The sequence below is a fragment of the Caballeronia glathei genome (genome assembly GCF_000698595.1).
In the GTDB taxonomy this organism is placed as follows: Bacteria; Pseudomonadota; Gammaproteobacteria; order Burkholderiales; family Burkholderiaceae; genus Caballeronia; species Caballeronia glathei.
The window spans coordinates 1-12,324 of the sequence record NZ_JFHC01000125.1; the positions used below are offsets into that span (position 1 = coordinate 1).

Consider the following 12,324-nt stretch of genomic DNA (forward strand, 5'->3'; position numbering starts at 1 on the left):
TGAACTAATTTCGCAACAGCTTCTAAAGCATCCCGGCAACACAATTCGTTACAAGAAACCGCTTCTCGACCATGGGCACCCGGGAATAATTCGGCTGGCAAAACAGTTTACGGTCGGGGTAACCGTGTCGATGCTCCTGCTGTGAGCCGTTGTCATGCTGGATGCGCTTCATTCGCATGGTCCCCTCGTCATTCAACATAAGGAATAAATCCATGCAATCGTCCGGGCGCGCCCCGTCCTATTCGAAGCCAGCGATGTTCTTCCATTGGGCTACGGCAGTGCTCATCGTGGTCGGGCTCGTCGCCATCAACATACGTGGTCCAAAAGGATCGGACAGCCGGCTCCTGTGGAACAGCGTTCACATATGGGCCGGGTCGCTGATCCTGGGCTTGTCGATTTTGCGGTTGCTGTGGCGGCTCTGGCACGGGTCGCCCACGGAACTCGCGCACTCGCCGATCCAGCTTTTCATGGCACGCCTCGTCCATCTCGCGCTTTATCTGTTGATCTTCGTGCAGCCGCTGCTCGGCATTGCCATGGTGAACACGGGGGGAAATGCCGTCACGCTCGCTGGAATTGGATGGCACATCAAGTTATTCGGAGCGGACCCCATCGCCCATCAATTCTTCCACGATGCGCATTTTCTGGTGGGTAACGCCGCGTATTGGCTGATCGGATTGCATACGTTGGCGGCGCTCGCGCATCACGTCGTGTTCAAGGACGCGACACTTACGCGTATGACGCTGTTTGCCCGTGACGAGTGAGACGAAGCTCAAGGCGCTTCCGGGGCCTCCCGGTTGCCCGCCGGCTCTGGACCGGAGTTCCGACCGGGACTTCGGATAGAAGTTTGTAAAAGTCCGGCGTTCATCCACCGGCCGCCCCTTGCGACGCCGTAACTCCTGTTTGAGGCGACCGGGAAATCCTGACTGGCACGGATTTATATGAAGGCGTGCCGCTCTCTTCGTCGATGTAATCGAGCGGGACCAGCACGTTCGCTTCAGGGTAGTAAGCACCGATCGAGCCGCGGGCGATCTTGTATGCGACGACGGTGAAACCCGCAAGCCGGAACGTACGGTCGTAGGGCAGCGCCGTCTCGACGTCGACCACATCGCCGTGCTCCAGATTGTGCAGGGCCATATCGTCTTCGTTCATGAAAATCACGTCACGGCGCCCGAATACTCCGCGATAGCGATCGTCCAGCCCGTAGACCGTTGTGTTGTATTGATCGTGGCTGCGTAGCGTCGTGAGCGTGAGGACATCGGCGGACGTCGGTTCCTGTCCTTCGCTCAGCCCGGCAAACGGTATGAATTCCGCCTTCCCGGACAAGGTCGGCCACACGCGCTCCGTGGGCGGCAGCGGAAGCCGGAAACCGCCCGGCTTGCGGATACGCTCGTTGAACTGCGCAAAATCGGGGAATACGGCTTCGATCCCGTCCCGGATCAGGTCGTAGTCGGCGATCAACGCTGGCCAGGGTACCTTGCTATTCGTCAGTGTCGCTTGCGCAATACCGGCGACGATCGCAGGCTCGGAACGCAGATGCCCGGACGCCGGCGGCAGTTTGCCCCGCGAGGCGTGAACCATCGACATCGAATCCTCGACCGTCACCGCCTGCGCGCCACCGCTTTGTTCGTCCAGTTCCGTGCGCCCGAGGCACGGCAGCACGATCGATTCCTTGCCGACCAGAAGATGGTTGCGGTTCAGTTTCGTGTTGATGTGCACTGCCAGATCGAGCTTGCGCATTGCTGCGAACGAAGCGTCCGAATCCGGAAGCGCCACCGAAAAGTTGCCGCCCAGACAGAACAGTACTTTCGACTTTCCATCGGCAATCGCCTGAATGGTACGCACGGCGTCGTGGCCGTGCGCCTTCGGGGGCACGAATCCATAAGTCCGCTCGATGCGCTCGAGCATGTCCTTCGACGGCTTCTCCGTGATGCCGACCGTTCGATTGCCCTGAACGTTCGAATGACCGCGCAGCGGGCAGATTCCCGCGCCCGGCTTTCCGAAATTGCCGCGCAGGAAAAGCAGATTGGCGATCTGGTGGACATTCGCCGTTCCCTTGCTGTGCTGCGTAATGCCCATGCCGTAGGTGACGATGGTCGCGTTCGACTCGACGTAGGCTTGCGCGACCGCCTCGAGCGCGTCGCGCGGAAGCCCGCTCCTTGCCTCGATCTCCTCCCACGCCGTCGCGTTGAGATCGGCGACGAACGCATCGTAACCGTTCGTGTGCCTGCTGATGAATTCGTGATCAATGACCGACCCGTCCGCTGCGGCAGCGTCGTCGAGCGCGACGATGGCTTTCTGAACGCCCTTCAATGCGGCGGCGTCGCCGCCCACCTTGACCTGATAGTACGAAGACGCAATGTCGGTCGAGCCGAACGTCACCATCTCCATCGCGCTCTGGGGATCGGCGAATCTCTCGAGCGCCCGCTCCCGCAGCGGGTTGAACACGATGATCGGCACACCCCGGCGCGCGAGTTCATGCAGCGTTCCCATCATCCGCGGATGGTTTGTCCCGGGATTGTGCCCCATCGCGATCAGCAATTCGCAATGGTCGAAATCTTCAAGCGACACCGTTCCTTTCCCGATCCCGATTGACTGAGGCAAGCCGACGCTGGTCGCCTCGTGGCACATGTTCGAACAGTCGGGAAAGTTGTTCGTACCGAATTCGCGCGCGAAGAGTTGATAGAGAAACGCGGCTTCGTTGGATGCCCGACCCGATGTGTAGAATTCGGCCATGTCGGGATCCGGCAACGAGCGCATCACCTGACCGATACGCGAGAACGCCGCCTCCCACGTGATCGGCACATAGGTATCCGTGGCATGGTCATACGCCATCGGGCAAGTCAGGCGTCCCTCGTTTTCCAATTGATGATCGGACCAGCCGAGCAGCGACGTCACCGTGTGCGCCGCAAAGAATTCTGGCGTCACCCGCTTTTTCGTCGCTTCCCATGTCACGGCCTTCGCACCGTTCTCGCAAAACTGGAAAGTAGATCTATGTTCCTTGTCCGGCCATGCGCAGCCGGGACAGTCGAAACCGTCGGGTTGGTTCGTGCGCAGCAAAGTCACCGGTGCGACAGTCGCGTCCATTTGCTGCCTTACCGCTTTCGCGGTGGCGTTCAACGCCCCCCATCCACCGGCAGGACTGTCGTATCGCTTGATGCCATGAACTTCCCGACGATCAGCCATTTCCGATCTCCCGTGCTAATTCACCATTCAGGTGCGACAGGCCGCGACCGTACCGTCGGGCACCGTCTGATAAAAATAGACGTGCGGGCGACGGGTCTCCCTTTCCGTATCGATACCGGATGCAGCGCAGAATCCGGGACTTCTGGACTCAATCGGTGCTCGAAAACAGCATACTCGTAAAACGCTTTTGATGAATGTCGACCTTGGATAGAAATGATGTCATCGCCGCTGCTTTTGCCGCTCAAAGAGACATCGCAACAGTCACGTCTTTGGCCGCATGCGGTCCGACGTCGAACCATCAGGTGCCCCGCCCGGATCGGCGCGTGCAGGGCAGAAGATCTCGCGACGCTCGCCTTGACGGTTCTCGTGAGAGCGAGAAAGCGCGGATCAGCCCGCGGTCTTGCCGCCGTCGACCGTGACGATCTGCCCGGTCACGAACGCGGCGCCTTCGGATGCGAGATAGAGCACGGCCGCGGCAATCTCCGATGGCTTGCCGATCCGCCCGAGCGGCACTGCGCCCGCGAGCACCGCCTTCCTTTCCGGTGTGCCGGTGAAGCGGTCGAGCATGCCGGTGTCCGTCGGTCCCGGCGCAACGGCATTGACGCGCACCCCCGTACCGGCCACTTCGAGCGCGGTCGATTTGGTGATCCCTTCGACAGCGTGCTTGCTGCCAGCGTAAATGGCGGCGTAGGCCGCACCTTCGTGCCCATAGGTCGACGAAATGTTGATGATGCTGCCCGATCGCTGGCCGGTCATGACGCGCAGTTCGTGCTTGAGGCTCAACAGCATGCCCAGCACGTTGGTGTCGAAGGTGGCGGCATAGCTGTCCGCGGACGCCTCGGTCACCGGGCCCGGCGTGCCTTCTGTGCCGGCGTTGTTGACGGCGACGTCGAGCCGGCCGAAGCGGGCCACGGTCTGATCGATGAGGTTGCGGACCTCGTCGTCATGGCGAACGTCGGCTTGCACGAAGAAGGCGTCGGAACCGAGCTCGCGCAACTCGGCCTCGAGAGCCGCACCCTCGGCCGGACGCCGGCCGGAGACGACAAGCCGGGCGCCGGAGTGTGCAAAAGCGAGGGCGGTGGCGCGGCCAATGCCGGCCAGGGCGCCGGTAATGAGAACGACGGGGCTATTCATGAGAAAGTCCTGTAAGGTATCGCTGCGACGCATGGCTTGTTTGCGTTCGCAACAGAGAAAGTGGCTACAGGAGGCAATTTATGAGCTTCTCGCGGCAATGAGAAAGACTTTCCAGGCGGGGATACATGCCTCGCAGGCATGGGGGGAGATTGATGGAACTACGCCATCTGCGCTATTTCATTGCGGTAGTCGAGACCGGCAGCCTGACCGAGGCGGCCGAAAAACGGCTGCACACTTCGCAACCGTCGTTGAGCCGGCAGATTCGCGATCTGGAAGATCAGGTGGGCGTGGAGTTGCTACGCCGCAGTGCGCGCGGGGTCGAACCGACCGAGGCAGGCAAGGCATTCATCGATCACGCGCGGCTCGCGATGGCTCAGGTGGACGCGGCGGTGGAGGCGGCGCGGCGTGCGGCGCAGCCGGCCAAACCGCGCTTTGCAATGGGCTTTCTGACGGGGCAGGAAATGACGTGGCTAACCGACGCGATGCATCTGTTGCGTGAGGAGCTGCCGAATATCGAAGTCACCGTCTCCAGCGACTACTCGACGGAACTTGCCGCTGCCGTGGCGCACGGCAAGCTCGACGTGGCGTTCATGCGAGCTGAGCCCGGGTACGGGCTCGAATACAAGGTCGTAAGTGAAGAGCCCCTCGTCGTGCTGATGCCGAGCGATCACCCATTGACTGCGCGAGAAGCGGTGCACCCGGAAGAGCTTCGGCACGAGCCGTTCATCGCGATGGCAGACAAGGCCAAGGTGCTGCGTCAGGTGATCGACGCCTATCTGGCCAGGTCGGGCGTGGAGGTGGACGTCGCGCAAAGCGTCGATAACCCGGCGATGGTGATGTCGCTGATTGCTTCGATGCGCGGTATCACCCTGATACCGGCCTATGTGCAAAACCTGATGCCGTGGTCGGTCGCCAGTCGGCCGCTGGCGGGTGATGTCCCCACCATTGAACTGGTCGTGGGCTACCGCCCAAGCAATACCGCGCCGATTGTCGAACTGTTCGTGTCGCGAGTGGACGAGTTGATATCGAGGATTGCGCGGCGTTCGACGTGACATGCCATCGGAACTAAGCGGACGTCCCGCCGTCACGCGCGCTCAGCGGCTCGAACCATAGCATCGATGCTAAGTTGCACGTCAGCTTCGGTGGTCGCCCAACTTGAGACACTGATACGCATGGCTGTACGTCCCTGCCATACGGTCCCGCCACACCAGCAGATACCTTCGGCCTGGAGACGATTGATCACGGCGCGGGTTGCCTCAGGGGATCCGAACGATACGAGCACCTGGTTAAGCACAACGTCGTTGAGGATTTCGAACCCGTGGTCCTTCAGGCTCTGAGCGAACAATCGGGCATGGCGGCACGTATGTTCGACCAGACCGGCGATGCCATCCCTGCCGAGGTGCAGGAGCGCGGCCCATATTTCGACACCGCGCGCCCGCCTTGACGATTCGGGGGTGTAGTGCGAGGGTTCGCGATCGCCTTCCACACCTTCGGCCAGATACGCGGCACTCGCGGACATCGCCGCGCGCAGATCGGCCGCCTTTCGGACAAGCACGATGCCACTGTCATAGGGCACGTTGAGCCATTTATGGCCGTCTGTCGCCCAGGAATCGGCCTCAGCGAGCCCCTCGGTCAGCGCCGCGAAGTCACGATTTGCAAGCGCCCAGAGACCGATGGCACCATCGACATGGACCCACGCTCCCGCTTCCCGCGCCCGGCGGCAGACCTCGGCCGCAGGATCGAAACCACCGGTGTTCACGTTACCGGCCTGGATGCAGACGATCGTACGGTCATCAAGCTCCGGCAGACTATCGATTTTGAGTCGCCCCTGCCTGTCAGTCGGGACCCGAATGACGCGCTCGCGTCCAAGGCCGAGCAGCGAAAGCGCCTTCAATATAGTGACGTGGACTTCGTCGCTAACAACTACGCGCAGCTCGGGCGCGCCGTAGAGTCCTTTGGCTTCCACATCCCAGTTCAGGCGGGAGAGAAGCGCGTGGCGCGCGGAGGCCAGCGCGGTAAAGTTCGCCATCGAGGCGCCACTGACAAACGCTCCCGCAACGCCCCCTTCCAGTCCGAACAGGTCGCCCAGCCATTGCAGCGACACGTCCTCCAGAACCGCCGCGATCGGGGAAGTCCAGCGAAAACAGGCATTCTGATCCCATGCCGTTGCAAGCCAGTTCGCAGCGACGGTAGCGGGTAATGCGCCTCCGATCACCAGACCAAAGTATCGTCCGCCTGTAGTGGCGACCGTCGCCGGCGATCCAATCTCGTCGAGGCGACGCACGATCTCCAAAGCATCTACGCCCTTTTGCGGAAGCGGATGCTTTAATTCGTCGAGACGCTGGATTGCCTGAAGTGAGGCAGAGACCGGCCGGTGCCGGACAGACTGCAAGTACGCGATAGATCGTTGTGAGGCTTCTTGCAAGACTTCGTTCACTGACGTCGCTTCCATTTGGGTCCCCTGACATTGCAATGTGCCGAATCCAGTTTTCATTTTGATGCCCAGTGTCGTCGCCGGTCAACGGTTGCATCGAGCGCGGCCCCATCACCGTTGTCGGGGCCAAAAGGACCCAGAGTGTCCTGAGCACGCTGGCCACCGCCATGCATAGCCGAATTGCACGCAGCAAATCGGGCAGCGAGGTAGCGATCAACGTAACCGCCGACTCGCTCGACCATCGCGGCTAACTCTGCGCGGCACTTCGCGATTCGCCGCGATTGACCCCGATGGGCCGCCCGCAATGCCGCGTTCAACCGTCGGTCGAAACTGTTACGTGTTCCCAGGCGCAGAGGTCGCTTGCCACGGTAGACAGGTTGCTTCGCACGAGTTGAAGCGCGTCGCTACCGAGCAGAAGATGTGCCGGCGGATGATCTGCATGGATCACGGCGAGCATCGCACGTGCGGCCTTTGCGGGATCTCCCAACTGCTTTCCGCTCTTCTCCATGCGTGCCTTGCGAACCGGCTCGAAGAAGGCATCGTAGTCGGGGATTGAACGAGGCGTGCGGCTCATCGAGCGACCTGCCCAGTCAGTGCGAAATGAGCCTGGCGCAACGGCGGTAACAGCAATACCGAAGGGTTGCACTTCCTTGGCTAGCGCATCTGAAATACCTTCCAGGGCGAACTTGCTCCCGCAGTAGTAGGCGATACCGGGCATCGTGATGTAGCCCCCCATCGACGTAATGTTAAGAACATGACCGCGCCGGCGTTCACGCATGAAAGGCAGCACGGCCTTCATCATGGCGACTGCGCCGAACACGTTCACATCGAACTGCTGGCGCATCTCGGACAAAGGCGACTCTTCCAGAATACCTTCATGCCCATAGCCCGCATTGTTGACGAGGACGTCGACGGGGCCGACGCTCGCTTCGATCTCTGCGACGACGCGGTCGATGGCGTCGAATTCGGTCACGTCGAGTATGCGAGCGAAGGCCTTGTCGGTGGACAGCGCTTCGAAGTCGTGCTTCGCCTGCTCGTTTCTCACCGTGCCGACCACGCGGTGACCGACTGCCAACGCCTCCTGTGCGAGCGCACGGCCAAAGCCGCTGCTGACACCGGTGATGAGCAAGAGTTTGCTGGATTCCATTTGAGCTTCTCCATTCGGTAGACTAGAAGGCGCATGTTATTCTGCGAAAATCGGTCTTGTAAGCGCAAATCTCCTGCCTTTCTTGCCTAAAACTATGTCTTCCCAGAGTGCCGAGCGTCATCGTTCAGGATCGTCAGACCAGGGGCAGCGACGCTTGGTCGATCTGCTCCGCGCATTGGCGCACAACGAGGGATACAACCTCACGGCGCTCCCCTGCGTCCGAATACTTCGCTCCGATCGGGCGTTGTCGCGTACGCCGGTTCTTTACGATCCGGGAATCGTCATTGTTTGCCAGGGCCGCAAGCGCGGTTACTTCGGTGACAAGCTGTACGTCTACGACGCGCAGCACTACCTCGCTGTGTCCGTTCCCGTTCCGTTCGACATGGAGACGGACGCGACGCCCGCGCACCCGCTTCTCGCGATTTATTTGCACCTTGATTTTGCGGTCGCCGCCGAACTGATGTTGCAAATCGACCGCCAGTTGGTGGCCGAGCGTGCGCAGCCGCCGCAGAGCATGATGTCAAGCCCGATGGATGCGAACATGCGCGCATCGGTGCTGCGCTTCCTCGAGGCAATGAACCGGCCGCTCGAGGCTGCCGTGCTGGGTCCCGGTCTGCTACGCGAACTCTATTTCCGGGTACTCACCGGGGAGCAGGGAAGCTCCATGCGAGAGGCGCTCGCGATGAAAGGTCAGTATGGAAAGGTCGGCCGGGCCCTGCGCCGCATTCACGCCGACTACGCGGAGCCGCTCGACCTGTCGCAACTCGCACGTGAAGCCGGCATGAGTATTCCTAGCTTCCACAGCCACTTCAAGGCGATCACACAGACGTCACCCATGCAGTATCTAAAGTCGACGCGCCTGCATCAGGCTCGCCTGTTGATGGTGCGTCAAGACCTGACCGCAGAGGCGGCTGGCCGTGCCGTGGGCTACACGAGTCCATCACAGTTCAGCAGAGAATTCAGAAGACTTTTTGGCTTGACCCCGGCGACGGAGACGAAACGAATGCGAGAAAGTTTTGCGATCCCGCCTGTGTTCCATGACGCCGAGTACGTCTCATCGCACTGAGGCTTGCTGTCGAACAGGCAGTCCCGGGCGATGCAAACCGGTGCCGCGGACTGCGGCTGTTATGGATGATCAGCGAAGCTCACCCGCGATACGCTCGCTCATCGCGTCTTCATTCCATGTTGCTTCCCGCGCTCAAAGCGGCCGTACAGATGGCCATTGGCCCCGAACTGTGAATGGCGCTTGCTGACCGAACGCGTTCCGACATCGACCCGACGGAACGATTCGCTATTGATCGGTGCGCGCAGGGCAGAAGTCGCGCCCCTTTTCGGGTCTTGCGTCGGGAAGTTGCTTCTACCGGTGTGCTCGACGACCACACGTTGATCGAGGCATGTCGCGCGATCGACGGTTTCTGCCGGTTACTGACCGGGGACGATGATGGCGAAGCCGCATGAACCGACGAAGGCCTCGTCTATAATCCACGAACTACAGCCTCAACTAACGCAGGGAGCCTTACTTCATGAGTCAAGCGCGCGGGCGATACTCGGGATCTCGAGACAGCGGCCAGCGCCAAACGCGCCACGTCAAAAAGTCGCCGGCCAACCGAAAGGGCCAACCATACGTGAAAGGACCGCCTGCTCGAGACCCCGCTCAGACTGCCTCTATTTTCAAAACGCGATCGTTTCAGCTACTGGTCGATGCGGTGGGCGCAGAGAATATTGCGTTAGGGCTTGATTCGAACCTGACGCGAGTGGCCGAACTGATGAAGGGCGAGCGATTCACGCCCGAGACTGCTTTTCACATGGAAACTACGCTTGGGTTGCCGCACGGCTTCTTTGACCAGCCCAATCCTGCGCTGTCGCCCGAGACCATCGCTCGTTTGAGCTCACCGTTAGACTTCGTTCCACTGGACGGCGAACCAGAAGCCGTGTCCGAATCATTCAGGCCCGTTTCTCCCCCAACGCTCAACCAACAACCATTTCTTAAAGATCGTTTGTCCGAGGAACCGGAAATGCCCAAGAAAACAACTGGCGGGTCGCCAAGGGTCGTTAAGAGTAGTGGAAGTACGACAGCCGTGCAGCCGCGCGCGCGTACCCCGCAAAAAGACGCTCCCGCGAAAGCCAGGCTCTCTCCGAAGGCGAGCCAACAGCAGTCTCTGGCGTTAAATGACAGCGCGGCGGTCGAAAATATCCGGCGCGCCAACCTTCACGTTCTCACGACTCGCAACGGATCAAAAGTGAGGCTTGCGGCGGTCATGGCGCTTACGGGTTCCAACATGGCCCATCGGCTACACGGCAAGAGACGCATGGACGATGCTGAGGCGACTCGTTTCACGGAGCGCCTGGGCTTGCCAGGCGGCTGGTTGGACAGTCCTCGTTCTGAAACAGAGATCCCCGAATCGGTGTCCCGCTTGCTCGCTCCCGTGCCCCGCGGCCGAGCGTCCGGCCAGCAACAACAACTGCCTGCGGCCTCAACCAGAGAGCGCGCGCTACCGAAGTCGACCGTCACGAAGGCGCGCGCAGGGCGCGCTCAGCAGGCCGCGATCGCCGATGCTGAGAGCGCACTCATTCCGGCGGCTGTCTCAGGTGATGAGGCAACAGCCCTCAGCCAGCGAGATCACGCAAGCGATTCCCCCGCAGAGGTTGATCGTCACTCACCTGGAGAGAAGGTCCCGGTCTCCGCAGCGCTTGAGCAACCCTCGCCTGCTGTAGTCCCGCACCTAAACTCGATGTCGCGCTCTTTCACTTCCGCGACCAGCCTCGATAATCTCGAAGGTATCGAACCGATAGCGGAAGCACTGATCAAAACGCTGGCAGGTAAGGCACGCACTGGCCGACTGGACGAGCTAAAAGCGCTGGAACTTTTGCGGCAAGCGGTGTTGTTGTGAGTGCATGGCAGGAGGTGGAAGCGTAGCAGTCTGCGACGATGCACGAAGCGCGCCGCGTCGCCAGAACCTCTGGCGTTCAGGTGCGCACGAGGAAGCCGTCTCAATTCTTGTCGACGATCCAGTGCGGCGCCCGTCCTTGACCGCTCCAAATCTCACCGCTTCGCAAATCTCGATACCTGGCCGCAAGGGCGTTCGTGAGCTTTCTCGCTTTCGCGTTCTCGCCCCATCAATTCCGCGAAGCTGATTTCATACTCGTGCATCTTCCGCACGATGTCGGCGAGGACCACTTCCGCTTCACGCTGGCGTGCCGCACTCACCTGCTGCTGCAATGTTTGACGCTGCAGGAGCAGTTCTTTAAGGCTAGGCTTTTCAATTTCCATTCAGGGAGATGTACTCGTTGATGTCGACTCAGGACTTTGGCGCAAAGGGGTAGCAACCAATGAGGGCGACGGGCAATTCAAAAACGTCGTCGCGCCAAAGCGACTTGCCGGAACGCTGATTCGGCAAACGGTGGCGTCTTTCGTTGCTCTATGGAACCGATATAGGCTATCTCGTGGTCCGCAGCCCGCTGCGTCGGCACGCACTTGGATGATGTCACCACACTTCGGAGACAAGCCTGGCGGCTCGACTCGAGAGGCCATGCTACGTGAACGCGGGGAGTCGCGCGTTTTGGGAGGACGCGGCAAGATGAGCACCCGTCACCTTACGTCGGATCCGCCAGCGAGCAGATCCGACGGTTGTGCGGGCTTAAAGAGGCTGAATATTAGACGCTTGCTTGCCCTTCGGGCCTTGCTTTACCTCAAAACTGACCTTCTGGTTCTCTTGCAGCGACTTGAAGCCGTCCGCCTTCACTTCAGAAAAGTGCGCAAACAAATCCTCACCACCGCCGTCCGGCGTGATGAAGCCAAAACCTTTTGCGTCGTTGAACCACTTTACGGTACCGGTTGCCATCTGCTGAATTTTCCTAAAGGTCATACATTTCGGGTGATCACGCCGTCCATTGCACTGGACAGCGGAATCCACTTTGTAACACGAGGAAATCGTCCCCGACAACCGGGATCTGCCCGGAGGCTAAAACCGATCGCCATTCACACCGACGCCGAGGGTATTCCCGCGCCGTTCTCGCCGACGGGGCTCGATCACGCCCCCGTGCCTCGCGCCACGCATGAGCAAAGCGAAGATCATTGACACTCAAACGGCTGCGACGTCCCGGGAAACGATCAACCTTGTTCATCGCGCGCTCCCGCAAGGGCTCACCGCGTGCAGGCGCGCCGAACAATCTCGGCCAGTGCAGATGCGGACGCACTCTGCCGGAGCACCGGCCCATCGACTATCCGAGTGAAGAACGGTAGAAGAAGAAGCTGCCAACATCAAGCCGCTGCAAATTTATCCGGGCCAGCCGCAGGCGCTGCTCGTCGTCCTATGCAACGCGACGCGCCGATGTGCGCGTCCCTGACTCAACGCTCGAGATATTGCCTCAGTTTGTCGGCGCGACTCGGATGCATCAATTTTCGCATTGCCTTGCTTTCGATCTG

Annotated in this window: 11 protein-coding genes; 4 read left to right on the plus strand and 7 right to left on the minus strand. The window is 60.5% G+C overall.

Translation table 11 applies throughout. From position 1 onward, the window contains the following. Nucleotides 1-212 precede the first annotated feature (212 nt). Nucleotides 213-761 carry a cytochrome b gene (locus tag BG61_RS36440; RefSeq protein WP_035936929.1) on the plus strand — a complete coding sequence of 183 codons (549 nt, stop codon included), beginning with the start codon at nt 213-215 and terminating at the stop codon, nt 759-761. A gap of 100 nt (nt 762-861) precedes the next feature. Here BG61_RS36440 and BG61_RS36445 read toward each other — a convergent pair whose 3' ends face one another. Beyond that, nucleotides 862-3,183: an FdhF/YdeP family oxidoreductase gene (locus tag BG61_RS36445; protein ID WP_051673036.1), complete on the minus strand. Its 2,322-nt coding sequence runs from the start codon at nt 3,181-3,183 to the stop codon at nt 862-864. A 387-nt stretch (nt 3,184-3,570) separates the two neighbouring features. Beyond that, complete coding sequence (locus BG61_RS36450; protein ID WP_035936927.1) at nt 3,571-4,317, minus strand: SDR family NAD(P)-dependent oxidoreductase; 747 nt, start codon at nt 4,315-4,317, stop codon at nt 3,571-3,573. A 152-nt stretch (nt 4,318-4,469) separates the two neighbouring features. Here BG61_RS36450 and BG61_RS36455 point away from each other — a divergent pair, with 152 nt between their 5' ends. After that, nucleotides 4,470-5,369, plus strand: coding sequence for a LysR family transcriptional regulator (locus BG61_RS36455; RefSeq protein WP_035936925.1), 900 nt, complete (start codon nt 4,470-4,472; stop codon nt 5,367-5,369). 32 nt (nt 5,370-5,401) lie between these two features. Here BG61_RS36455 and BG61_RS36460 read toward each other — a convergent pair whose 3' ends face one another. Both BG61_RS36460 and BG61_RS36465 read right to left on the minus strand, forming a co-directional pair. Further along, nucleotides 5,402-6,769 carry a pyridoxal phosphate-dependent decarboxylase family protein gene (locus BG61_RS36460; RefSeq protein WP_035936924.1) on the minus strand — a complete coding sequence of 456 codons (1,368 nt, stop codon included), beginning with the start codon at nt 6,767-6,769 and terminating at the stop codon, nt 5,402-5,404. A gap of 295 nt (nt 6,770-7,064) precedes the next feature. Beyond that, entirely contained in the window at nt 7,065-7,898 is an 834-nt protein-coding gene (locus tag BG61_RS36465; protein WP_035936921.1) for an oxidoreductase, read from the minus strand. Nucleotides 7,899-7,992: 94 nt separating this feature from the next. On the opposite strand from BG61_RS36465, the gene BG61_RS36470 reads away from it, so the two are divergent. Both BG61_RS36470 and BG61_RS36475 read left to right on the plus strand, forming a co-directional pair. Beyond that, the gene (locus tag BG61_RS36470; protein ID WP_035936918.1) at nt 7,993-8,964 is read left to right on the plus strand and encodes an AraC family transcriptional regulator; all 972 of its coding nucleotides are present in this window, start codon (nt 7,993-7,995) and stop codon (nt 8,962-8,964) included. Between the two features lie 457 nt (nt 8,965-9,421). Next, nucleotides 9,422-10,789 carry a hypothetical protein gene (locus BG61_RS36475; protein ID WP_035936916.1) on the plus strand — a complete coding sequence of 456 codons (1,368 nt, stop codon included), beginning with the start codon at nt 9,422-9,424 and terminating at the stop codon, nt 10,787-10,789. A 100-nt stretch (nt 10,790-10,889) separates the two neighbouring features. Here BG61_RS36475 and BG61_RS45155 read toward each other — a convergent pair whose 3' ends face one another. From BG61_RS45155 to BG61_RS36485, 3 genes are all read right to left on the minus strand, one after another. Beyond that, nucleotides 10,890-10,955, minus strand: coding sequence for an H-NS family nucleoid-associated regulatory protein (locus BG61_RS45155; RefSeq protein ID WP_370818094.1), 66 nt, complete (start codon nt 10,953-10,955; stop codon nt 10,890-10,892). Then, nucleotides 10,942-11,169, minus strand: a complete 228-nt coding sequence (locus BG61_RS36480) for an H-NS family nucleoid-associated regulatory protein (RefSeq protein WP_035936914.1) — start codon at nt 11,167-11,169, stop codon at nt 10,942-10,944. The genes BG61_RS45155 and BG61_RS36480 overlap by 14 nt, the downstream gene beginning before the upstream one ends. Nucleotides 11,170-11,536: 367 nt before the next feature. Beyond that, entirely contained in the window at nt 11,537-11,740 is a 204-nt protein-coding gene (locus BG61_RS36485) for a cold-shock protein (RefSeq protein ID WP_035936933.1), read from the minus strand. Between the last annotated feature and the right edge of the window lie 584 nt (nt 11,741-12,324).

Bases quoted from the DNA above. Each gene is read 5' to 3' on its own strand.
- BG61_RS36440 (WP_035936929.1), top strand. From the start codon at position 213: ATGCAATCGTCCGGGCGCGCCCCGTCCTATTCGAAGCCAGCGATGTTC.
- BG61_RS36445 (WP_051673036.1), bottom strand. From the start codon at position 3,183: ATGGCTGATCGTCGGGAAGTTCATGGCATCAAGCGATACGACAGTCCT.
- BG61_RS36450 (WP_035936927.1), bottom strand. From the start codon at position 4,317: ATGAATAGCCCCGTCGTTCTCATTACCGGCGCCCTGGCCGGCATTGGC.
- BG61_RS36455 (WP_035936925.1), top strand. From the start codon at position 4,470: ATGGAACTACGCCATCTGCGCTATTTCATTGCGGTAGTCGAGACCGGC.
- BG61_RS36460 (WP_035936924.1), bottom strand. From the start codon at position 6,769: ATGGAAGCGACGTCAGTGAACGAAGTCTTGCAAGAAGCCTCACAACGA.
- BG61_RS36465 (WP_035936921.1), bottom strand. From the start codon at position 7,898: ATGGAATCCAGCAAACTCTTGCTCATCACCGGTGTCAGCAGCGGCTTT.
- BG61_RS36470 (WP_035936918.1), top strand. From the start codon at position 7,993: ATGTCTTCCCAGAGTGCCGAGCGTCATCGTTCAGGATCGTCAGACCAG.
- BG61_RS36475 (WP_035936916.1), top strand. From the start codon at position 9,422: ATGAGTCAAGCGCGCGGGCGATACTCGGGATCTCGAGACAGCGGCCAG.
- BG61_RS36480 (WP_035936914.1), bottom strand. From the start codon at position 11,169: ATGGAAATTGAAAAGCCTAGCCTTAAAGAACTGCTCCTGCAGCGTCAA.
- BG61_RS36485 (WP_035936933.1), bottom strand. From the start codon at position 11,740: ATGGCAACCGGTACCGTAAAGTGGTTCAACGACGCAAAAGGTTTTGGC.